Annotated in this window: 15 protein-coding genes; 11 read left to right on the top strand and 4 right to left on the bottom strand. The window is 41.2% G+C overall.

All coding sequences use genetic code 11. The features are described from left to right. Positions 1-23: 23 nt before the first annotated feature. The 11 genes from MMU05_RS16570 (at position 24) to MMU05_RS23170 (ending at position 17067) form a co-directional block, all read left to right on the top strand. Positions 24-1844, top strand: coding sequence for an FAD-dependent oxidoreductase (locus MMU05_RS16570; protein ID WP_241142794.1), 1821 nt, complete (start codon positions 24-26; stop codon positions 1842-1844). A 51-nt stretch (positions 1845-1895) separates the two neighbouring features. Beyond that, the gene (locus MMU05_RS16565) at positions 1896-3575 is read left to right on the top strand and encodes a sodium:solute symporter family protein (protein ID WP_241142793.1); all 1680 of its coding nucleotides are present in this window, start codon (positions 1896-1898) and stop codon (positions 3573-3575) included. 3 nt (positions 3576-3578) lie between these two features. Further along, on the top strand, positions 3579-5876 hold the full coding sequence (locus tag MMU05_RS16560) for an FAD-dependent oxidoreductase (protein ID WP_241142792.1): 2298 nt from the start codon (positions 3579-3581) through the stop codon (positions 5874-5876). A gap of 57 nt (positions 5877-5933) precedes the next feature. After that, positions 5934-6185: a glycoside hydrolase family protein gene (locus MMU05_RS16555; protein WP_241142791.1), complete on the top strand. Its 252-nt coding sequence runs from the start codon at positions 5934-5936 to the stop codon at positions 6183-6185. A 28-nt stretch (positions 6186-6213) separates the two neighbouring features. Next, on the top strand, positions 6214-7332 hold the full coding sequence (locus tag MMU05_RS16550) for a family 43 glycosylhydrolase (RefSeq protein ID WP_241142790.1): 1119 nt from the start codon (positions 6214-6216) through the stop codon (positions 7330-7332). Between the two features lie 135 nt (positions 7333-7467). After that, positions 7468-10293, top strand: coding sequence for a glycoside hydrolase family 88 protein (locus MMU05_RS16545; protein ID WP_241142789.1), 2826 nt, complete (start codon positions 7468-7470; stop codon positions 10291-10293). A 43-nt stretch (positions 10294-10336) separates the two neighbouring features. Then, entirely contained in the window at positions 10337-12934 is a 2598-nt protein-coding gene (locus MMU05_RS16540; protein ID WP_241142788.1) for a glycerophosphoryl diester phosphodiesterase, read from the top strand. A 53-nt stretch (positions 12935-12987) separates the two neighbouring features. Then, positions 12988-15315, top strand: coding sequence for a discoidin domain-containing protein (locus MMU05_RS16535; RefSeq protein ID WP_241142787.1), 2328 nt, complete (start codon positions 12988-12990; stop codon positions 15313-15315). A 62-nt stretch (positions 15316-15377) separates the two neighbouring features. Continuing rightward, entirely contained in the window at positions 15378-16523 is a 1146-nt protein-coding gene (galK, locus tag MMU05_RS16530; RefSeq protein ID WP_241142786.1) for a galactokinase, read from the top strand. Between the two features lie 59 nt (positions 16524-16582). Beyond that, the gene (locus tag MMU05_RS16525; RefSeq protein ID WP_241142785.1) at positions 16583-16774 is read left to right on the top strand and encodes a hypothetical protein; all 192 of its coding nucleotides are present in this window, start codon (positions 16583-16585) and stop codon (positions 16772-16774) included. After that, positions 16753-17067, top strand: a complete 315-nt coding sequence (locus MMU05_RS23170) for a type II toxin-antitoxin system RelE/ParE family toxin (RefSeq protein WP_418884479.1) — start codon at positions 16753-16755, stop codon at positions 17065-17067. Before MMU05_RS16525 ends, MMU05_RS23170 begins: the two co-directional genes overlap by 22 nt. 34 nt (positions 17068-17101) lie before the next feature. Here the strand turns inward: MMU05_RS23170 and MMU05_RS16520 are convergent, their stop codons facing one another. The 4 genes from MMU05_RS16520 to yaaA all read right to left on the bottom strand — a co-directional run bounded on the left by MMU05_RS16520 (position 17102) and on the right by yaaA (position 24418). Further along, on the bottom strand, positions 17102-18460 hold the full coding sequence (locus MMU05_RS16520; protein WP_241142784.1) for a glycoside hydrolase family 140 protein: 1359 nt from the start codon (positions 18458-18460) through the stop codon (positions 17102-17104). A gap of 61 nt (positions 18461-18521) precedes the next feature. Then, entirely contained in the window at positions 18522-19751 is a 1230-nt protein-coding gene (locus MMU05_RS16515; RefSeq protein ID WP_241142783.1) for an MFS transporter, read from the bottom strand. A gap of 243 nt (positions 19752-19994) precedes the next feature. Beyond that, on the bottom strand, positions 19995-23477 hold the full coding sequence (locus MMU05_RS16510; protein ID WP_241142782.1) for a gliding motility-associated C-terminal domain-containing protein: 3483 nt from the start codon (positions 23475-23477) through the stop codon (positions 19995-19997). Between the two features lie 191 nt (positions 23478-23668). Then, a complete protein-coding gene (gene yaaA / locus MMU05_RS16505) occupies positions 23669-24418 on the bottom strand; it encodes a peroxide stress protein YaaA (protein ID WP_241142781.1) in 750 nt (249 codons plus the stop codon). Positions 24419-24432 lie beyond the last annotated feature (14 nt).

Raw genomic sequence — 24432 nt, 5'->3', positions numbered from 1 at the left:
CCATTAACCCAAAAACCATTGTTATGAAAAAATTCATATTCCTGATAATCCTTTTGCTTCCGGCAATATTGAGCCATGCCCAAGATAGAGTGCTGGTAGAAGCTGAGTCTTTTGACAACACAGGTGGATGGGTTGTCGATCAACAATCTTTTGATGTGATTTACTCCTCCTATCTAATGGCTCACGGGATGGGCAAACAGGTTGCGGATGCTTCAACAAAAGTAGCTTTTGAGAAACCGGGGAAGTATCACATTTGGGTCAGGACCAAAGATTGGGCTCCATTTCCCAAAGGCCCAGGAAGATTCAACGTACTTGTAGATGACGTGCCTTTGGCAAATGAATTTGGCAGCAGCGGATCTGATGAATGGGCTTGGTACTATGGGGGACAGGTGGAGGTTAAAAACCAATCCGTCAATTTGAAAGTACAAGATTTAACAGGTTTTAATGGCAGGTTTGATGCCATCTACTTTTCAACTTCAAAAGAAGACACTCCTCCCAATCAGCATGATAAGTTATTGGACTTTAGAAAAGAACTCTTGGGATTGGAGAGAAATACCATAAATGAAGGTCAATTCGATTTGGTAGTCGTTGGTGGAGGCATCGCAGGTACAGCCGCTGCCATTTCTGCTTCAAGGATGGGATTGAAAGTCGCACTGATCCAAAATAGACCCGTTTTGGGAGGGAATAACAGTTCTGAGATCCGGGTTCATTTAATGGGGCGGGTGGATCAAAATCATTACCCAAAATTAGGAAGAATAGTACGTGAATTGGACAATGGAGACCCGGGAAACGGAAATTGGGATGGCGACAGGTATGGTGATGCACGCAAGTTGGCAGTAGTACAGGCCGAACCGAATATCAAGCTGTTTATGAATACGCATGTCTACCAAGTAGAAATGGAAAAGAATAAAATCGTCGCTGTTTTGGGTAGAAATATTCGGACCAATGAGGAAATTAGGTTTACCGGAACCTATTTTTCAGACTGTACAGGCGATGGAACATTGGGCTTTTTGGCAGGTGCCGATTTCAGAATGGGCAGGGAAAGCCAAGCTGAAACAGGTGAATCATTGGCTTCAGAAACATCAGATGATTTTACCTTAGGCACATCCAATCTATGGGCATCATTGGAAAAAGAAAAACCTTCTGATTTCCCTCCAACTCCATGGGCTATTCAGTTCTCAGATGAATACCATATCGATGATGAAAAGGCCGATTGGCAATGGGAAACAGGTTTCGGGAATTTCAATACAATTACAGAAGCAGAAAAAATCAGAGACCATAATCTGAGGGCGATTTTTGGAAACTGGTCCTATCTTAAAAATCAGAGAAAAGACAAATATGGGAATCATGAATTGGCTTGGGTGGCCTATATAGGTGGAAAAAGAGAATCAAGAAGATTAATGGGTGATCATATACTCACCCAAATGGATATTCAAGAAGGCATCATGTATCCTGATGGAAGTGTGACTGCTACCTGGACCATTGACCTGCATTTTCCAGACGCAAAGAACTCCCTATACTTTCCGGGAGAAGAGTTTTTTGCAGGAACAGAACATATAAGGGTACAGCCATATACCATCCCTTACCGATGCCTTTATTCCAGAAACATCGACAACCTATTTATGGCAGGAAGAAACATCAGCACGACACATGTTGCTTTTGGAAGTACAAGGGTAATGAGGACATGCGGCATGATGGGTGAAGCCGTGGGTTATGCTGCCTATGTCAGTAAGAAAAATTCTTGTACCCCAAGAGATGTTTATAAAAATCACTTAAAGGAATACATGACTTTGATCCAATCTCCTCTCAGCAATGATTTGCTTACCATACCATCCAAAAATTAAAACCACATCATAGCAGACCTTAATCCTATTTTAAAATTTCAGTAAACCTCTATGCAATATCTCGATTACATTACTATAATTACCTTTTCACTGATTATCTTGGTAGCAGGACTTTCCTTTGGCAAAAAAGGAACCAACATGAAGTCCTTCTTTGCTGCAGGAGGATCTGTCCCATGGTCCATGAATGGACTTTCTCTCTTTATGAGTTTTTTTTCAGCGGGTACTTTTGTGGTTTGGGGTTCCATTGCCTACAAGCATGGTCTTGTTGCAATTACCATTCAGATGGCCATGTGCATTGCGGGATTTGTAATCGGGTATTTCATTGCCCCAAGGTGGTGGAATTCCAAAGCACTGACTGTTGCTGAGTTTTTGACCAACAGGTTTGGGAAGAGAATCCAGCAATACTACACGTATATATTCCTTTTCCTCTCCCTTGGATACACTGGTGCGTTTCTCTATCCTGTTGCCAAGATCCTGAACGTGACGACGGGTTTTGATATCAATTATGCCATTCTTTTGCTTGGAGGAATGATCATGGTGTATACAGCCGTTGGAGGATTATGGGCAGTAGTAGTGACAGACGTGTTGCAGTTTGTGATATTGACAGCTGCGGTATTGTTGGTGATCCCGCTGTCTATCAAAGAAGTGGACGGATTGAATAATTTCATCAATCAAGCACCGGATCAGTTTTTTGATATTTTTAGTGGAGAATACACCTATGCATTTATCATCGCATTTATGTTTTACAACATTGTCTTTATCGGGGGAAACTGGGCTTATGTACAGCGGTACACTTCTGTCAAGGATAGCAAATCCTCCAGCAAAGTTGGTTATTTATTTGGGGCTTTGTACCTGATAAGCCCCTTAATTTGGATGCTCCCCCCTATGATTTACAGGGTACTAAATCCTGATTTGCAGGGCTTGGAAGCCGAAGGTGCCTACCTCATGATCTGCAAGCAGGTTCTTCCTGTGGGGATTTTGGGACTGATGCTCGGTGGGATGATATTTGCTACGGCGAGTTCTGTAAATACCTCACTCAATTTGGCCGCAGCAGTTTTGACCAATGATGTTTTCAAACCACTTAGGCCAAATTCATCAGATAAAACCCTGATGAAGGTAGCAAGGTGGGCGACAATTCTATTTGGAATCGGGACCATTCTAGTTGCATTTATGGTGCCAATGGCCGGCGGAATAGTAGAGGTAGTATTGAGCATAGCCGCCATCACCGGCGGTGCATTATATGGACCTGCGATTTGGGCCCTATTTTCCAAAAAACAAACAGGAAAATCAATCCTGGGTGTTACCGCTATCAGCTTGGTCATCAATATTTTCTTCAAATTCATCAGTCCTAAAGCCTTTAATTTTGCTCTGAACAGGACAGAAGAACTCATTCTGGGAGTTGGCATACCATTTACCCTCCTGTTGCTTTATGAAATCTTTGGCGCTAGGGCAATCAAGCACCCTGCCGAGGCTGAACCCCAAACCGGTAAAACCCCGGAAACAATAGACGAAAGTGGCCAAAACGAATTTGGAATCAAAGTTTTGGGATATTCTTTCATTGCTATAGGCCTCATGTTTTGTGTTCTTTCAATTTGGGGAGGCAGTTCATCCATTTATCTCATCATTATCGGGGCGCTCATTATTGGACTAGGCGTTTTTCTCGCCAGATATGCAATCGCCCAATTAAAAAAAAATAATTTACCCTATTCAGTAACGACAGATCAGAATTAATATATGAAAAAGGAGGACTTTGTAGTCGGGAAAAGAAAACTAAAAACAGAGAATATATCTTCTGATTTGGTAATTGTAGGAGGTGGATTGGCCGGAACATGCTGCGCTATCACTGCTGCAAGACATGGGGTTAAAGTGACTTTGGTCCAAGACCGACCTGTGCTTGGAGGAAATGGATCTTCCGAAGTCAGACTTTGGATTTTGGGGGCTACTTCCCATATGGGAAACAACAACAGGTGGGCGAGAGAAGGCGGTGTTGTGGATGAGATTCTAGTAGAAAACCTATACCGAAATCCGGAGGGAAATCCTTTGATTTTGGATACAATATTGATCGAAAAAGTAAGCTTAGAACCCAATATCCGCTTATTGCTCAATACAGCCGCTTACGATCTGAACAAAAAAGGAGATGATCAGATTGAATCTGTCCTAGCCTTTTGTAGTCAAAATTCAACTGAATATTTACTCAAAGCACCTCTATTCGTTGATGCTTCAGGAGATGGTATTTTAGGATTTCTCGTCGGAGCTGCTTATAGAATTGGTGCTGAGTCCAAAGAGGAATTTGATGAAGGGTTTGCCCCTGATCAGACTTATGGCGAGTTGTTAGGCCATTCTTTGTATTTCTACAGTAAGGATACAGGAAAACCGGTGCGGTTTATCCCCCCCTCCTATGCCAATACAGAAATTGCCAAATTACCAAGATTTAGAAGCTTCAATCTGAAAGAACATGGATGTCGCCTTTGGTGGGTGGAATATGGCGGGCGGAAAGATACCATCCACGACAGTGAAGAAATCAAATGGGAATTGTGGCGGGTCATCTATGGCATTTGGAACCATATCAAAAATTCCGGAGAATATCCTGATTCGGAAAACCTTACCTTAGAATGGGTAGGGACGATTCCCGGCAAACGGGAAAGCCGACGATTTGAAGGGGATTACATGCTTACCCAAAAGGATGTAGTGGAGCAAAGACCTCATTTTGATGCTGTTTCATTTGGGGGTTGGGCCTTGGATCTTCATCCAGCTGAGGGAGTTTTTGGCGATAAACCAGGCTGCACGCAATGGCACAGCAAGGGAGTTTATCAAATCCCTTACAGAACAATGTACAGCAAGAACATCAAAAATTTGTTTTTGGGGGGAAGGTTAATCAGTGCGACTCATGTAGCTTTTGGATCATCAAGGGTGATGGCCACTTGTGCCCACAATACCCAAGCGGTGGGACTTGCAGCTTCCATCTGTATTCAGAACAAACTTCTTCCTGCCGATTTGAGAGAAGGAAAGTGGATAGAAATGTTGCAACAAAGCCTCATTGAATCAGGCCAATATATCCCCCATTTCCGGTTGGAAGATAAGTTAGACTTGATAAAAGAGGCAAAAATAACGAGCTCCTCCGAGTTGGAATTCAGTGGACTTCCTTTCGATGGACCATGGTATCCTTTGGATTTTTCTATGGCCCAGATGATACCTATCCAGTCTGGAGTGGTTCCGGAAATGAAAATTCAGGTAAAATCTGCTGTGAACTCTAAGCTGGCAGTTGAGCTTAGAGTTAGCGAGAAAACAGAAAATTACACTCCGGAAGTCATTCTGGAACATTTGGAAATAGATATTGAGCCCGGAGAGAATTTCTATTCGTTTTCTTTCCAGCAGCATTCAATTTCAGTTCCTCAGTATGTTTTTGTCACGTTTGTGGCCAACTCTGCTTTGATGCTGAAGTGCTCCAATGCCAGGGTGACGGGCTTGCTTTCTGTTTTCAATAAGTTTAATAAGTCAGTGGCGACAAGCAGTAGGCAGGAACCGCCTCCCGGAATCGGGATCGATTCGTTTGAATTTTGGGTGCCGGAGCGAAGACTACAAGGACATAACCTGGCCTTTGAGTTGGCCCGAAGTCTCCGTCTTTTTTCAAAAGAAAATATAAGGAGCGGGATTTTCAGACCTACGACGCAACCCAATGCCTGGGTTGCTTCTTTGGAAGATAGCAATCCTTCCTTGACTTTGGAATGGACTAAAGAGCAGAAAATTTCGACAGTTCAACTCCATTTTGATACAGATTTTGACCATCCAATGGAATCCACACTGATGGGACATCCCGAAAGTGAAATCCCGTTTTGTACCAAGTCATTTATGATAAAAGATGATTCAGGGGCGGTGATTTATCATAAAAAAGAAAATCACCAGACCATCCAAAAAGTCCAGTTCCCATCTCCAATCAGGACACAGAAATTGACTTTCGAATTTGAAAAAAGAGCGGAATCTGTTCCCCTGAGTGTTTTTGGGATTAGCTGTTACAGTTTGTCTAATGACTAAAATTCTCAAGGATAGTTAGGAGAAAAATATGGACAGACTTACGCTATTGTCAAAAATATGAATGGCGATTTTACAGATGCAGGTCGAAGCCTTGTTCTTTTCTATTCGCTCGATGGCCTAAATTGGAAACTGGCCAAAAACCCATTGGTTTCCAATTTGAATGTAAAAATGGCTGATGGATCAATCAAAAAGCTGGAAGCATTGGAAAGGTCGCAAACCTTCTTCGAAAATGGCAAACTGGTCGCCTTACTTTGTACCGTCAACGAAACACTGGGGCATTCACACAACGTGCAGATACCGCTGAAATAGATTCAAAAAACAATAATGTTTTAAACCTATGAAACTACTCTCTATTTTAATTTTTGCCGTTCTTATAAGTTATCCCGGTTTAAATCAGGCACAGATACAATATTTAAAACAGACCGATTTTCGACCTGCTCAAATCTGGTCAGACACCAACGGTGTTCCGATCAATGCTCATGGAGGTGGACTTCTCCACTACAAAGGCGTTTATTATTGGTATGGAACACATAAAATCGAAGGACTTTCTGAGAAAACATTTGCAGATGGCGGCATTCATTGTTATGCTTCAAATGACTTGATCAACTGGGCTGATAAGGGATTGGTTCTATCTCTTGTTTACGATGATGATAGTCACGACTTGGCATACGAGTGCAATTTTGACCGTCCCAAAGTGGTTTACAATACCAAAACAAAAAAGTTTGTAGCCTTTTTTAAACTTTATTTGAAGGGAGAAGGGGTTACTACAGGCTATGTGGGCGTTGCCTCATCCGATAGCCCTTCGGGACCCTTCGTTTACAGTCACAAATTTCTGGGTGCCGGCTCTTTGAGTGGCTCCGGGGATTTCGCTATGTTTCAGGAGGAGAACGGAGACCTTTATCATCTTACTGTAAGAAAGCCGGATAAAGCTTTTGTGGTGGGCAAAATGAGTGATGATTACTTTTTGCCCGAAGGAGAATATGAAATTTGCGAAGGTATCACAGAAAAGACAGAGGCACCTGCAATTGTTAAACGAAATGGAATCTATCATTTATTAGGATCAGGATCAACAGGTTGGGATCCTAATCCTGCGAGATACTTTACAAGTAAATCACTGACAGGACCCTGGATATCGCAAGGCAATCCATGCCGGGGAGTGAATCCTGAAAATGGTCTTGGGAAAGAAAAAACGTATGGTGGTCAATCTACATTTATACTTCCTGTTATGGGACGGAAAGATGCCTACATCGCAATTTTTGACATCAATAAACCTGAAAATCCAATTGATAGCAGGCATGTATGGCTCCCGGTAACTATTGAAGATGATAAATTTTTAATTACCTGGCGGGATAGCTGGGAGTTGGGTGTTTTTGAAAATAATACAGAAGATCTTATCGAAGCCAGTCAGGCAGGAGACATTCCCTTGTTTTTTGATCCGGCCTATGTTAGATATTGACATACTATAAATGAGATATTCAAAGTAAGGTTTGATTATGAAAATCAACAATGAAAACAAAAAGTCTGCAGGCAAAGCTTCAATGTCAGGTTGCTTGGTAAAAATTCAATAAACGCTAAAACGATCCTTTCAACAATGAATAGTATTTCAAAAGTCTCGATTGCCTTTATTGTATTATCAATTTTAAGCTGTACTTCCGGGAAAGATGACAAAGTTCATGTAGAAAATAACCAGATAATCATCCTCAGGAACGGAATCACCTACCAGTTTCAGCCTTCTTTTTCAATCATTTACAGTGAAGAGAATCCGGATATGGCCATGAGGCCAGCCGGAATAGCGGGGGTTCCTTATAACATCATAACCTGGACGGCTTATAAGGGAAAAAGTGCAGATCTTGGAAAGGTAAAAAGAAGTGAAAGCTCAGTAGGAGATGGTTTTGATGATACTATCTTGGAAGGAGAGGCAGCCAAAAGAAGCTCCAATCCATTTAATGCAGGTAAGGTGTTTCCTATCAATGCGGCATCTTTGGAAATGAAGGAAGGCACGGTTCAGATGATTTTTGACGATCATGAATTTTTTAATTTTTCAGCCGAAGTCTCTGATTTGGAAGGCAGACATCCATCTATCACGTTTCGGATCACACCGAAAAAAGACGGTTTCTTTTCGGTGGGTTATACCGGTGCTCCCGAATTTATGCTTTCCCAGGTGAAGGAAATATGGCAGCCGCTGATCTGGCAGGAAAAAAGATTTCCGGAAAGCCCAGTAATGACGTTGGCTTTTCGCTGTCCGATTCCTACCGCTTTGGTCCATGATGGAACCCATTCCATTGGGGTAATGGCTGCATCTGAAGAATTCCCTTTTGATCCTCTACCGTTACCAACAAATAGTCGGTTTGGGGTTATGGTTAGAAATGAGGAGGGAAAAGCCCAGCCCCAATTATTTGCCCCGGTGCCAGGAGGAGAGGGATCCCAGATGAAGGTTGGAGATACTTTTCAATTTAAATCTTTCATGGTAATTGAACCCGGAGAAATCCACGAAGCTTTTGAAAATATTGCAAGAAGTGACTTTGGGTTTAAAGATTACAGAAAAAATGAAACGGTTTCATTGAACCAGACATTTGAAAATATGGTGGACTATTCCATGTCCGATTATGCTTGGTTTGTAGATTCATTAAAGGGTTTTGCTTATTCCACGGATGTTCCGGGTGCGGTAAAAAATGTCTCGAGTTTGAATCCTTTGGAATTGGTCATTGTGATGGATGATTCGGTGATGTTTGAACAAAGAGCTTATCCTACCTTGGAGTACATGTTGTCCAGAGAGAAATTTCTTTTTTCGCTTGACGCCAAACAAAAAATCCAGCATCCTTCCAGGAGTATGACTGGTCCAATAGCGCCGGTTTCCGAACTCACTTCTCTGTATAATATTCTAGGCCAATCCAATGTTTTTTTTCTGGAATTGGCAAAAAAGGAGTTTGCAAGGAGTCGTATCCGTAACTTGGATGTAGCAGAAAAGGGAGATTCTTGGGTCAATGCCCTGCAAATTTATAAGGCCACCCAGGAGGAGAAGTTTCTCAAATTGGCAATAACCGGAGCGGATGAATACATCCAAAAAAGGATTGAAATCAAGCAAACTGATTTTCAAGATTCTGATGCCCCTGGATTATTTTTTTGGAATGCTTTCACCCCTAAATGGGTAGAATTAACAGAATTATATGAGATCACTCAAGACAAAAAATACCTTAAGGCAGCGCAAGATGGAGCTCGTAGATATACCATGTTTACTTGGATGTCTCCCTCAATTCCGGATACCAGTATTTTGGTCAATAAGGATGGAAAAGCACCTCTTTATTGGTATCTAAAATCAAAAGGGCATGAGCAGATGTATTTTCCGGAAGAAAAAGTCGAAGCATGGCGGCTTTCCGAAATCGGACTGACCGCTGAATCTTCAGGAACCAGTCAAGGTCACCGTGCCATATTTATGGCCAATTATGCCCCATGGATGTTGCGTTTGGGGTATTACGCTGATGATATATTTTTAAAGGAAGTAGCAAAGTCAGCCATTATAGGACGCTATCAAAACTTCCCCGGTTACCATATCAATACAGCAAGGACTACAGCCTATGAAAAAGCCGATTACCCCCTACGCGAGCATAAAGCTTTGAGCGTAAATTCCTTTCATTATAACCATATCCTTCCCATGGCCAGTATGTTACTCGATTATTTGGTCACTGATGCATTTGTCAGGTCTAAGGGGAAAATTGATTTTCCTTCCGAATACATGGAGGGATATGCTTATTTACAAAATAAATTGTATGGCAGTCAACCCGGAAAGTTTTATGATGAGGAAGGTGTCCAACTGTGGATGCCCAAAAATTTATTGACAGTTTCACACCCTCAATTAAACTACATCGCCGGGTACAATGAGTCCGGACTTTATTTGGCATTTACCAATCAGTCAAAGGATGTTGTGAAAGCCACTGTAATGATCAATCCTGATTGGACAACGGGTTCTATTGGAAATATAGAAAATTGGGAGGACGGAAAAGCCTCACCAAAAGGTGCTTCTACCTTTGAGGTAGAGGTGCCTGGCAATGGAATTACAGCAGTTAAAGTGGAGGGGCTTTCGCCAAAGGTAGGTTTTCAACAAAAAATCTTGGCCAAAGGAATACCATCCAATAATAGCCTTCATGAATTTGATTTTGGAAGGGCCCGTGTCATGGTTATCAACCTGGGTGAATACGACCGAAGGGCTTATTTTTATCTACAGGAGGATGACTCCCGTTTTTCTAGCGTTACCCTGTTTTACGAGGATAAGAATGGCAGTGTCAAAAACCAAATAGATGAAAATTATCCTTTTGAATTTACCATTCCCATCAAGGAAATGAAAGAAGGAAGTTCCTTTTGGTTTTCCGCTTCAAACCTTCAAGGTAAGGAGGAGATTAGTGAAAAATATAAGTTTTAAGAAAGCCATCACTTAAATCATGCGCCTTTTCAACCCAAAAACTATGAAACAATTAATTAATTGCCTGTTGCTTAGCCTTCTTTTTTCTTGTTCCCTTTTACAAAAGGAACCAGATTTTATTTTGGAAAATGACCATTTGAAAATCGGCTGGGAACTTAGAGAAGAAGGTTATAAAATCAGTGAGGTTGCCATCAAGGTGGAAGGAAAATGGCAAACCCTACCCAATACTTCGGGGAAATACACCTTGATCAGGGCTGAAACCAGGCCTGAAGAAAGATCCGAGCAGCCTTACCAGACCACCACAGGACAGAAATTCCCCGAAGAAATTTATAAGTACCAAACTGAACATTGGAAGGAACAAGTCAATCCAGTAGCCCTCAATACTGCGGGAGAAACTATTGAGTTCTTTCCCGACGAAGCCCAACAAATTGGAGAGAACAAGGTCCAATTCAAGGAAAAAACAGATTGGGGTACGGTAATGATTACTTGGAGCCTTGACCCGAAGTATCCTCAAGACATACTCATTGAGGAAAACCTTGAAGTTTCACGAGACGGTTACTATTCCTTAAGTAGCCCGACTCTCCTTACCATTCCAGAGGCCGATTTAGAGTGGGCAACAGTTCCCGGATACTTTCACGGAAATAAATTAGAAAGTAATCTGGTTTTGGGATACGGATATGGAAATGGAGTTCCCTCCTCCCCCATTATTTTCAGCGAAAAGACGACCACTACCTTAAGTCCAATCATCAGTTCAAAGCTTGGATTTACCTTGGCTCTTATCTCCAACCCCGAATTGGGAAGAGATCCATGGAAAAAAGATCAGCTGACGCACTATGACTGGAATGTGGGATTATCCCATATGAACCGGAATTCAGAGCTTACACCCTCACTCTATTACCCCGTATTGGGGCAATATGAGTCTGAGCGGAAAAAAGGGGAATCCGTAGAATTTGGCTTTAGGTTTAGCTTATCCGATCGCGATTGGTTTGAGACCTTAAATCATGCAGTATATAATGTTTTCGAATTTGAAAAAGGATTACGACTGAGAAAAAACAGTCAGTCTTTAAGCAGCAGATTGAATGATATGTATGGTTACCTTACGGATCCGGTCACTTCCCTTTGGAGAATTGAAAATTTCGAGGGGGTTAAAATCGGTGCCCAAGCCTATCTCGGCGGCGTAGTCGGTTCTGACAAAGATGCTATGAAAAACGCCGATTATGGAGCTATGTGGATGCTGGCAAATGCCACAGGCAGTTCTTATTTAAAGGAAAAAGTGTTACCCTTTGCTCTTAATTTCAAATTGGCCCAACAACAAACTTCCGAGGGATTTTTTCAGGGTGCTGCAATTGGGCAGTATTTTCTTTCGAAGCCCAAAATTTTTGTGGAAGAATGGGGTAAAATGGTAGAACCAATTGCCTTGACTTATTACATCATGCTGGATATTGGTAATATCCTTCTATTCGAACCGGAAAATGAGGAACTGAAAAACAGACTCAATCTTGGAGCTGATTTGCTTTTGGATTGGCAAAAAGAAGACGGGAGCTGGGCAGTAGCTTACAGCAGAGAGGAAGAAGAAATATTCCTAGAATTGAAGGATTTTAGGCCGACTTTCTATGGATTATTGGTGGCATACCGGATTTTGAAGGATCAAAAATATCTGGATGCAGCCATCCGAGGTGCGGATTGGTATCTTGAAAACGGAGTCAAAAACGGAAGTTTTTTGGGGGTTTGTGGGGATATGAGGTATGCCCCGGATTTTGCTACAGGTCAGACAGCACAGGCTTTTTTGGATCTTTTTGACTTGACGGGAGAGGAAAAGTATCAGGATGCTGCTATTCAGGCTGCAAAGATTTACACCACCTACATTTACACCCATCCCATTCCAAGCCAAGAAACCAAAACAGTTAATGGAAAGCAAGTTCAAGATTGGGAGATAGCCCAAGCAGGATTGAGTTTTGAGCATGGGGGAACCCTAGGTTCAGCAAATTTCCATGGACCGATTCTTTTGGCAAGTCATGCAGGCATGTTTATCCGGATGCATCAACTTACCGGTGAACGTATATTTGCAGATATGGCCCGTTCGGCGGCGATTGGAAGACATGCTTTTGTAGATGAAAAAACCGGTGTAGCATCTTATTACTGGAAAGCAATGGACAATGGACCAGGACCCTTCCCCCACCATGCTTGGTGGCAAATAGGTTGGATTACAGATTATCTTTTGGCAGAAATTGAAATGAGATCAAATGGAAAGATAATCTTCCCGAGAGGATTTATTACGCCAAAAGTAGGTCCACACCAAAGCTATGGTTTTGAAGCAGGAAAAATTTTTGGCGAAAAGGCAGTCCTGAAAATGGTACCTGATGCCGTGTCTGTTTCCAACCCATCCATCGAATATGTGGTTGCTTCCAGCGAAAAAGGGGATAAGTTATGGATAACGCTGCTCAACCAGGAAAATGAAATCGTAAATGCGGATTTGGAAATAGACTTTTTTGCTTTGGAAGGAGCGAGGGTCTCTGGAGTGAAAGTTCTTGATCACAGTGGAAATACGATAGTGCAGCAAAAAACAATTGAAGAATGGACTGCATCTGTTCCGGCTTTTGGTTTAGTGATCTTTGAATTTACTTTAGAAACAAAGCCTTAAAAAACTTATTCGATTTACAACCCAGTCAAAGAACCATTTCACATTAAAAATACATGAAAACACAAACTACCAAATGGGTAAAAGTTGCTTCAGTCATTCTGTTAAGTTCATTGGCTTTTAACCAACGGGTAATGGGCCAGCAAAAAAACAACCTTTCGCTGACGGGCACGGCCACAGCCAGTTCTTCACAGCCAGGATTTGAACCATCAAAGGCAATCGATGGGAAGCCTGGAGTGGAAAACTCTTGGAAAAATGCTGCAGGAATAGGTGAAACTTGGCTGATGCTCAAGCTGCCCGGAGCCACTGAGATAACCGAACTGAGTATCCTAATGCCGGAAGGGGCTTCAGTGATTTCAGATTTCAAAGTTCAGACAATTCTCAACGGTTCATGGAGAAACGTCAGAGAAATCTCTTCCAACGCCTCCCTTGAGGTATCAATCATCTTTGATAAACCTATCCTTACCGATAGGATTCGGTTGTGGATTCAAGGAGATTCCCCGGTGACCATTTCCGAAATCGCCGCCTATGGTCAGCAATATGTAGACTCTACCGCAACCGAGGTCAAAAAAATCCTAGTCAACCAAAGTGGCTATAACCTGGGACGTCCCAAGCGCTTTTCTGCTCCAAACCTTGCAGATAAAACTCCTTTTGAAATCATGCAAGCTAAGGATAGAAAAGTGCTGTACTCAGGAATTATTGAAAAAGGAAAAGGGGATTTCTCTGAGTTCAATCCCACTTCTTCTGAGGAATTTATCATAGGGTCCGGTCAAGAAGAATCATTCCCCTTTCGGATAGGACCAAATTGGCTGGAGCGGGTGACTTACCGCAACATGATCGATTTTATGATTGGGGCAAGACATTATGTTGGCACCACCGATTTGATCAGACCGCTGTCTTTTGAATGGCGGGATGGGGATTTTTTCAATTGGGCTTTGCAAGGGATGGTTGCCATGTATTTGTCCAATCCTGAAGCTTATGAAAGGATAGACCGAACTATCTCTTATGTGCCAAATTCAAGTTTTTCTCCGGAATACAAAGGACTTTGGGGCGCATTAGATCCTTACAGTAACGATGCTCCTGACATCATCAAACTTATTCATTGGGATGTAGATGTAAAAATATCCCAAGGATTGGAACATGAAATGCAAAAGGCTGAACTCGCTCACTTTCTGTATGCCTGGCCATATTTGAAAAAATGGCTCCCACAACAAAATTTCGATATCGTTCATAATTACCTGACTGAAAAATGGGAGAAATCCACTGTCAAACCAAGTTCAACTTCACAATATGATCTCAGTCCTGAGCATAATTTGTTGGCGCTAAAAACCCAATTGGGAACTACCAAAGGAGAAATGCCTCCCGGCTATTCGGTGATTCCGAATTTGATGATGTACGATGTCACAAAGAAAACTGGAGGTAAAGATGCTGAGAAATACTTCGAAGCAGCTTACAACCAAATGGATTGGATGATCCAAAATCTCGATTGGAAGGATCCGCTGGTGACCAAGGGCCAAAGAATGTCAGAACATATGACCATGAGGGCATTTGCTTATTTTCAGAATAACTTTCCCGACAGAGTTCCTCAAGGTTTGAAAGAAAAAGTGACAGAATGGGCCAAAGTAGTTGTTTCGAGATCAGACAATTATTGGGATTTTAGAAAATATTCTGATGATGAAGATTGGGTGCCACCGAGCTGGAATGAAACAGGAAATATCCTTGGGTTTCCTGCCGCGTTATTTTCTGCCATGTCTATGATTGAGGATAAAACCTTGTTGGAAAGGTTGGAAGTTTTGGCATGGGCTCATTTTGACAATGCTTTTGGAAGAAATCCTGTGGGAAGACATTTTTCACATCGAGGACCGGAAGAGATCGAAGGGGTGGATTTAGGCTGGTACAATGCCCACCTAGGTGGCTATGGCTTGCTTGAGGATGTAAAATTTGTATTCGATGGTTCCCCAAAATCCTTCCACTATCCCAATAATCCCGAAGTAGGGAATTTGGGTTGGACAGAAGGTTGGGTTCAATTCAATACTGCTTTCAATGTAAGTATGGCCTACTCGGCAAATCATTATACTCATTTGGAACTGTCGACAGATTCTAAAAATAAACTTGAAATTCGATTGGTTGCACCACTAAATTTTGACCCAAATACAACAGAAAGCGTTTCTGTTTGGGTTAAAAATGAGCAAGGAGAAAGCATCTCAGTTACACTCAAAGAAGAGTTTCCTTACTCTGATACTTTCGTCGGAAATTTAAGCTATACAAAATCCGGATTGACATCAGGTAAGGAGAAGATCAATTGGAAAAAAGGTGAAGCAATTAAAGTATCTTATGGTCTGGGATATTTTCAAAAAGAAGCAACTTCCATAAGAATGGATTAGCAGTTGATATTGGTAAAAAGATATTTTTATTCGATAAATGTATTAGTTTTATTGCATGAAATATGAAAAAACTAATAGAATCCACCTTCAAGGAATTGTTTCAAAAAGAACCTTTGACCGTTTATTCTCCGGGAAGGATCAACCTGATCGGCGAGCACACAGATTACAATGAGGGTTTTGTGATGCCGGCAGCCATAGATAAAAAGATGATTGTCGCCATCGCTGCCAACCGTACCCGACAAGCGAAGGTTTATTCAATCGATTTCGAGGAGGAATTTGCTTTCAATCTTGATTCTTTTGGTCCAAAAAAAGGCCATTGGGCGACTTACATCATGGGAGTCACTGCCCAATTGCAACAAGCCGGATATGCTGTTCAGGGATTTGATATGGTTTTTGGCGGGGATATTCCAGTGGGTGCAGGACTTTCTTCTTCTGCGGCATTGGAAGCCGCTGTCGGATTTGCTTTGAATACTTTGTTTGGCTTTCATATTCCAAACCGCTCATTGATCCATTATGCTCAAAAGGCAGAACATGTTTTTGCAGGTGTTCAGTGTGGAATTATGGACCAGTTTGCCTCAGTGATGGGCAAAAAAGGCCATGTCATCCGCTTGGATTGCAGGTCAATGGATTCCCAATATTTTCCTCTGAACTTGCCTGATCACAGCATTTTGCTGATTGATACACGTGTGAAGCATTCCTTGGCAGATTCTGCCTATAACAAAAGAAGACAGGAATGTCAGGAAGGTGTCCTAGCGGCCAAAAAAAATAATCCAAACATAAAATCCCTCCGAGACATGGATTTGGCACTCTTGGATACTGTCCAAGCTGACATCAGCCCAACAGTTTACGACAGGTGTAAATACATCATTGAAGAAAACAACAGGGTAGTGGCAGCATCAGCATTATTAGACCAGAATAACTTAAAGGGTTTTGGAGAAAAAATGTATGCTTCCCACGAAGGGCTTTCCAAACTGTACGAAGTATCCTGTCCTGAACTTGATTTTTTGGTTGATTTCACCAAGGAACAGGATTACGTCTTGGGCAGCAGAATGATGGGAGGTGGATTCGGTGGTTGCACCATCAATATTGTCGAAAAAGCAAAACTCAAATCCCTCAAAGAAAGCATCCAACCTGCTTTTGAATCCAGATTTGGAGTTTCTCCTAAGTTTTATGACGTGAGTTTGGAGGAGGGGACAGGTTTGTTATAATCTTTCTTATTATCATTTATTGTTAATGTTAATTTCATCTATTTGTGATAAATTTAGGTATGAAAGATCCTGTTTTAAAAAAATATCTGATTCAAATTGCCGAGCGATTGACACCTGAATCAACACTGGAAGACGTTTACGAGCAACTTTCTTTACTTGCGGACATCGATGAATCCGAATTGGAGGAAGAAAAGGGTGAAGTATTAAGTCATGAAGAAGTAACCAATAAATCACGGGAATTGCTAAAATAATCTGGACAAATAAAGCATTTGGTCAATTAGAAAGAGCCATTAATTATATCCGCAAAGAACAAGGCCTTTCATATGCTGAAATAGTCTTAAATAAAATATTAGAGAAAATAACGCTCCTTGAATCTTCTCCTGAAATGGGGACATTAGAGCCATTGTTATCCCATAAAAAAACTGAATATAGATTTTTAATTGTCTGGAGCTTTAAGGTCATTTATAGATTTTCAAAAGACCAAATAACTATATCCAGAATTTTCCATACCTCGAGGAATCCTAGTAAATTGAAAGGAATTTGACAATATATAGTTTTATTTTTTATTTAGGTGTTACTCACTCCACCACCAATACCCAATCCTGACCCTTTCCATTCGAAGGGGCTTTGATAGTGTTTTTTCCTTTGACCAATTCAGTTCCTGAATAAGGAAAACTAACACCTGTCCTCGGGTCGTACCAATTGGCTTTCAGAGTTCTATTTTTCATTTTAGAAAAATCTACTTCCACGCTTTTTCCGGTAGGAAAATAAACCATCGAATAAGATCCTTCTGGATCCCTTGTGGCTATGACAAAATGCTCATCATCTTCTTGCTTGCTAATCACCATGACATCATCAGGAATTCTGGTGAAATACGGTTTTGAAAGCATAAGATTTTTGAGGTGCTTGACCTGATTGGCCATAGGGAGATCCAGAGAAACTTTCCATGGTCTCAATGGTGCATTGACCGGCTGTCGATCCAAAGTAAACATCTGCCAGACCGCATGGCATCCATATGTCTGTCCCGCCCCTCCTGCAAAAACATTCCAATACATGATTCTTCGGATATCATCCGGGTTGCTATAGCCCAGTTCCTTGGCATTGAAGCAATTGGGATGTTCTTCGTAGAGCGGTTCACCGTCAAGAGTCGGTTTAGTGGGAAGGAGTCCGTAATCATGACTGATAATTCTGTAAGTAGGTTGATTGGGGCAATGTCCCGTTTGTTGCATGTTGAAATCCAGCCAATCCTCTTGGTGGAACCATGTCGAAGAACCTGCAGGACGGTTTGGCTGTGGATGAAAAGTCATCAAAATCGGATTATCCGGTTTGGCTGAAGCTTGGATTCCTTTTGCCATCTGATTCCAGACTGACACATCATCAGCGTCTTTTCGGGGATTGCGGTCGCCTCCCAAAACCCAAATCAGGTTTTTCTTTCCTGCATACCTTGCTCCGATCCATTTTCCATAAGTGTAGGCATTCTCTTCATTGAATATTTCTGGGCCCATTCCCCAACTGTCTTTATACAGCTTGTCACCCCAAGTAGGAAGAAGGGCTATATGGATTCCCTTTTTCGCAGCTAGATCAATGATATAATCCACATGCTCCCAATATTTTTCATTGAAGACCAAAGGTGTAATCGAGCTAAAGGGCATTTCCCCATAGGAATTTGGTGAATTTAACCCATCCAATTCTGCCAAGGCTACAGCCTGAACAACATTGAATCCCTGAGATACCCTTGTATCAAGATAGAATTCAGCTTCTGACCTATCAGTTCTATGAAACAATTCCCAAGCAGTATCCGCCATCCAAAAAAAAGGAGAGCCGTCAGATTGGCCCAAGAACCTCTTGTTTTCTGACAATTTGATTGGGCCATTGACCTGAGCAAAACCGGGAACCAGAGAACCCAAAAAGAAGAAAATAAATACCAACTTTTTCATGATGGAATTTACAAAACAAAAGACAAAAAAAAAGCAGCCCTTTCGGACTGCTTTGGAGTATTTAATGTGTCGCAGCGCCTGCGGCGGCTTTTGAGTTTTTCTGCCAAATAAAGAAGATCGTAAACAAAACGATCAATATTGCCGGGAACATCACCATTTTGAGCAAAGTTGCCTGACCTGCTGCCAATTCAAGTGCATCACCTGCCAAGCCCAAAGCAGTTTGATCCGCCCTTGAGTCATCTATCCATCTACCGATGATAGGTTGGAAGATGGCAGTGGAGAACATACCCACACCACCGATAATTGACATTCCCAAAGCTCCGCTCAACGGCACTCTTTGGGCAACAGCCCCAACCATGACAGGCCAGAAATAACAAACGCCTATGGCGAAAATTACCGCTGCAAAATAAGACATGGAACCTGTTACAGTGCTAAACATGTAGATACCTAAAGTTGCGAAAATAGCACCTCCAAGTAGCACACCTGTCTGACCGAGCGACTTAACTACCGGTCCTGCGAAGAACCTGCCGACAGCCATAATACCGGTTGTCAAAGCTAGGATAAGCATTCCGCTTGCGCCACTTGCACTCATGACAACGTTTACCCACTGCTGTGGTCCAAATTCGGAAATAGCAGTAAGAGCCATACAGAAAAATAAGAAAATGAAGACCGGAGAGAACATTGCCTTCAAATTACTGGAAATGGACGTAACACCCTCCACAGTAGGCTTTGGAAATGCCTTTCCGAAAAACAGGAATGCATAGATCAAAGTAGGAATCATCAATACCCACATTTGCATTTGCCATCCCATTCCAAAATCTGTCATGAATTTGGATATCAAACTTCCCAAAACTATACCGCCGGGAAACCACATGTGGAACCTGTTGAGCATTTTGTTCATTTTAATGCCGGAATACATATCCGCAATCATTGGATTACAGGCAGCTTCTGTACAGCCGTTACCAAAGCCGATAAACAAGGTAGAAATCAAAAGCCCGGTGTAACCGCCTGCATAGATCGTCAAAACGATACCCAATGTATGGGCAACAAATGCGATTTGCATGATGATTTTGGGACCGATGGTGTGGTAGAAAAGCCCGCCCAAGATCATGGAGATCGGAAAGCCCAGAAACCACATGGAGTTGATGAATCCGAGCTGTTCGGCGGTCAGGCCAAACTGGTCTCCCAACTGAGGCAAGATCCCCGCGCGGATGGCAAAGGTAAAAGCAGTCGTAATGAGGGCAAAGCAGCTCGCATTGAATAATGCTGTCTTATTGATATTTTCGTTCATATTGATTGGGTTTAAAAGGTTTTAATTGACTTTTAAATTGGGTTGATTTTAATAAAGACGGAAAATATAAAAAATTTCAGGTATAGCGATGCCCTTTTATAAAAAAATATAGGAATAGGAATTTTTACCCAATAATTCTATCTCTATCAAAAAAAATACAACATTAACACCGGTTGGTAATTTATAGAAATACCTTTTTGAGGAACCTTATCCAACCTTAAAAATCTCTGGTTTGTGTTTTGCTTAATCTACGACCGTCACCGAACTCCAAATGGATTTGGTAATATTTTCAACATTGTTTTTGTAAATTATCTTCACGGCGTAAGTGCCGGTTTCTATAGTCTGCCCGTTAAAATCCCCATACCATTCGCAGAGTTCATTGCCCGCGGTTAGATTTTGTTTGCTGCATTGGTAGACCAATTGCCCCCAATTATTATAAATCCACACCCCCACTTCATTCACCAATGGATTGGAATAGACCCTAAATGGCCGTTGGGAATCCTTCGTGCTCATTCCCGTCGTATGGATAACTTGGACCTTACATTCCACCAAAACCTCAAATGCTGTACTGAATGTGCAACCATCAGAATTAGTGACTGTAAGTATATACTTCCCACCTACGGTAGGTGAAAAAACAGCCTCTTCACTCAACAATCTTCCATTTAAAACCCACTCATATTTTTGGAAATTACCTGGGTTGATACCTTGATCGGAACCCAAAGAAGGGCAAATCAGGTACGTTTCCTCCACCTGAGGCCTGCTTTCATCCATACTTCTCATCACCATGAGGACATCTTTTCCAACAGTACAACCCAGTTTATTGAAAATTTCAACTTCATACGTGCCTTCTTTTGAGACAACGATTTCTCTTTGGCCGTTAAAATTCTTAAGCAAAACCAAATTTCCGTTGAAATCCCTGTAATACCATTGGATTTTGGAAACCAATCCAAAATTTGCTTCAAGAGAAACTGTGACATTTTCCCCTTCTGAACAAAACGGCGTGGCAGATAAACTTCCTTCTACTGCAATTATTGGCTTGATCACTTCAAACTCTTTGGAATTTGGTGCAGGACAAGGATAGCTGCCCTTTGGCCTTACTTCAAGTGTGAATATTCCGTATGTCTCCGGCGTCAGGAATTGCTCATTTCCAACAAGAGCACCCAACTCATTGTACCAAAAAACATCAACTTCCGCGGCCGACTTACCAAACAGGTAGGCTTCAAAAATAAGTTTTCCACCACAGGTTTGTTCAGATAATTTTGGCTCAAAACTTATAGGACTGTTCCCTACAACTTCAATTTTTTTCGATACTGGGCACAAATAGGAATTAGGGTTTACGCTTTGGGATGTAATGGTATATTCTCCGTTTTGGGAAAAAAGGATTTTTTCGCCGGGTTGGAAAATCCCAACTTCTCCATCTGGACTGATGATTGTAAACATCAATTCCAATGCACTGTCCGGAATCAATTCAAAATAATCACAAATCACCAATCGCTCAGGAACCTCAAAATCAGCCTTGGCATTATTTTCCGTAATAGTAATCAGGTTTCTCCCGATTTCACAAGCTAAGTCATTATAGACCACTGCTTCATATGTTCCCGGATTGGTGACAGAAATGCTGGTTTTATTTTCGGATTGATCCAAAACCATACTTTCACCCGTTGGGCCTATGTATATCCAATAGATTGTTTTTACCTCTTGAAAGTCGGTGTCCAAAGATATTTCAGCATTGCCCCCGTTACAAAGAACTGTAGCCTGCAAAGTCACATCCACAGCTAAGACAGGCGCCTCGATAATAAAAGATTTTGTTGGGATTGGACAAGCCTCTGAATTTACCGGCCGTACCTCGAGTTTGAATTCTCCTGATGAAACCGGAAATAAAAATTCCTCAGTTCCTACAACCTGGCCAATTTCATTGATCCATTTGATATAAAATTTACTGGGATCTGCCCCGAATAAATTGGCTTTATATTGTCTATTGCCAAAACAATCTCTTGAGATCAATTCAGGTTCAAATTGGACTTGATTGGTGACGGTAACAAAAATAGATGTCTCTCTTGGGCAAAACCCACCTTGGGAATCTTTCTCCAATCCCAAAAGGATATATTCTCCAGATTGATCCAATCTAAAAGACTCACCGCTAGATTTGGTCGCTTGGGAGTTATCAGGATAAGTAAGAGTAAACTCCAGATTTTGATTGGTTGTAGGAGTAAAATCAAAATATTCACACACTGTCAACCTTTCGGGGGCGGCAAATACCACTTGACCTTTGCTACCTATTGTGATTCTCTGAGGTCGGGGAAATACGCACCCTTCATCATTACTTATTTCAAGAAAATAATTTCCTGCGGGAGCATAAATGGAAAAAATATTTTGACTATCCACTGTTCCTGATTTTATAACAGCCCCGGAAGTGCTCAATAGTCTGAATGAACCAATGAAACTTGTGTCATTCATCTTTATTTTTATCTGCCCATCAACTTTGCCTGAATCGTTGCAGGTTTCACCAATAACTTCCACTAAATTAAATATCATATCCGCCGGAGGATTTGCCAACGGAATTACTGCCGCTCTGGTCCTTGAACATCCGCTAAATGCAGCTGAAGCGGTATACAAACCGGGCGATAATCCCGGAATCCTCATTTCCTGACCCTTTACAAGATTTTCAAATCTTGCGATTTCAATCCCATTCCTCCTTACCCTAAGTAAGTCCAAATCAGTCAAAGCTACTACCAATAGCACTCCATCATCTGACCCACAATTAGTCGTCTGATTTTCAAAACTAAGGCTCACATCTGCTGTTTGGTTTACCTTAAGTCCAATCTGTTCGGATGCTTTACAGAAATTGTTATAAGTGTTATCTACTTCAAAAATGATGTCATATTCTCCTTCTCCCTGTAAATCTCGGGTACTTATGATTTCCTTCTTGGAACCTTGTCCAAGAAATACTTTTTCATTGCCATCTCTTTTTTTGTAATACCAGTTGCCAAAAATTGAATTTCCAGCAGAAACAGTAACTACAGTGCCCCCATTACAAACCTGTGGAGTACTTATTGTTAAACTGTAATTTTTAGACTCATACACATATGTGGAAACAGAAAAGGGGCAAACTTCCAAACCGATTTCATTTAGTGAAAAAAACTCAGCAGTATATTTTCCGGCCCGATCTACCTGAATACTGTTTGTAGTTCCAACGATTTGACCCGAACTGTCCATCCATTTCACCTGATAAGCACCAAGATTTGGAGTGTTCGGATCAAGTAATGTAAGTATAGTACTGCTGCCATTGCATAGGAGGTAAGTATTTTCAATTACAGGATCAGCACCTTTATTGATTACAATTTGCCTAGTTCCGGAAAAAACCTCATTCAAACCCCTTCTAATATTAAGTTGTATTTCATAAACCCCTACTTCAGAAAAAGTATGACTGAAGGTCTGAAATCCACCTTCACGATCTACCAGCACACTCCCATCAGCTTTGATTATTTTCCATTTGAAAACATCAGTAACTAAACCTCCTCCAAAAAATTCTCCTATGTTACTTCCATAATAAAGACAAAGCTCTTCCGGCCCAACAATTCCAAACTCATTTGTTTGGTTGACAAAAAGTTCAGCATCAAATTCAGGTTTTAGGAAAAGTTCTTTTTCCAAACCCATTGCCAACGACCTTTGGCCAATAGCAATGAGCACCATGAATGGGATCAGATAATTAAGAAAACTTTTCATTTGCGAGATAGGTAAAGAATCGTGAGAGACTTTGAACCAAATCTATGCATTTCTACAATTAAAAAAAAGTATTTATGTATATAAAATACATTTTTTTTTATTTAAAAAACATTAAAAAGTATTTTATGCGTAATTATGCTCTTTTTTGCATGATTGCTGACTTTTTTTAACGGAGATAAAAAATCAAAATATTACCTGACAAATCTCCAGATTCCATCCTCCTCTTCCCCTATCCATTCGTATTTCCCTTCATTGAAAGTCTTCAACATTTCGGGATCGTTGATTTTGTTTTTGATAATATGATTTGTCATCATTCCCCTGGCTTTCTTGGCAAACAATCCAATTACTTCATACTTTCCGTTCCTGTATTCTTGGAAAATAGGGGTAATTACTTTCGTTTTCAAAGATTGAATATCCACAGCTTTGAAATATTCTTGAGAAGCAAGGTTGATTATAGGTTCACCTTTTGCAGCCTCATTAATGGCTTTTGCGATTCTTGTTCCCCAAAATTCATAAAGGTTTTTTCCCTTTTTATTTTCCAGCCTGATTCCCATCTCGAGACGGTATGGCTGAATGAGGTCCAAGGGTTTGAGCAACCCATATAATCCTGACAATATTCTCAGTTTCTCCTGGGCAAAATCAAAATCTTCCTGCGAATAATTTTCAACATCCAGCTGCATGTACACGTCGCCTTTGAATGCCAACAGCGCCTGTTTTGAATTTTGGATTTCAAAACTTTCTTGAAAATCCATATATCTATGCTTATTCAAGACGGCTAGGTTTTCGCTGATTCCCATGAGATCTTGGATATCTCCGATAGATTTTTTCTTCATTATCCTTACCAATTCAAATGTTTCCTTTTGAAAATCAGGCTGTGAATAAACGGGGAATTCGGATGAACTTAAATCAAGTGTTTTTGCAGGGGAAATAAGGGTAATCATTCTCTAAAATATTA

It is taken from the genome of Cognataquiflexum rubidum, assembly GCF_022538115.1.
GTDB classification, from domain to species: domain Bacteria; phylum Bacteroidota; class Bacteroidia; order Cytophagales; family Cyclobacteriaceae; genus Cognataquiflexum; species Cognataquiflexum rubidum.
Note: the sequence above shows the minus strand (reverse complement) of the source record. Positions and strands in the feature narration are given on the sequence as shown.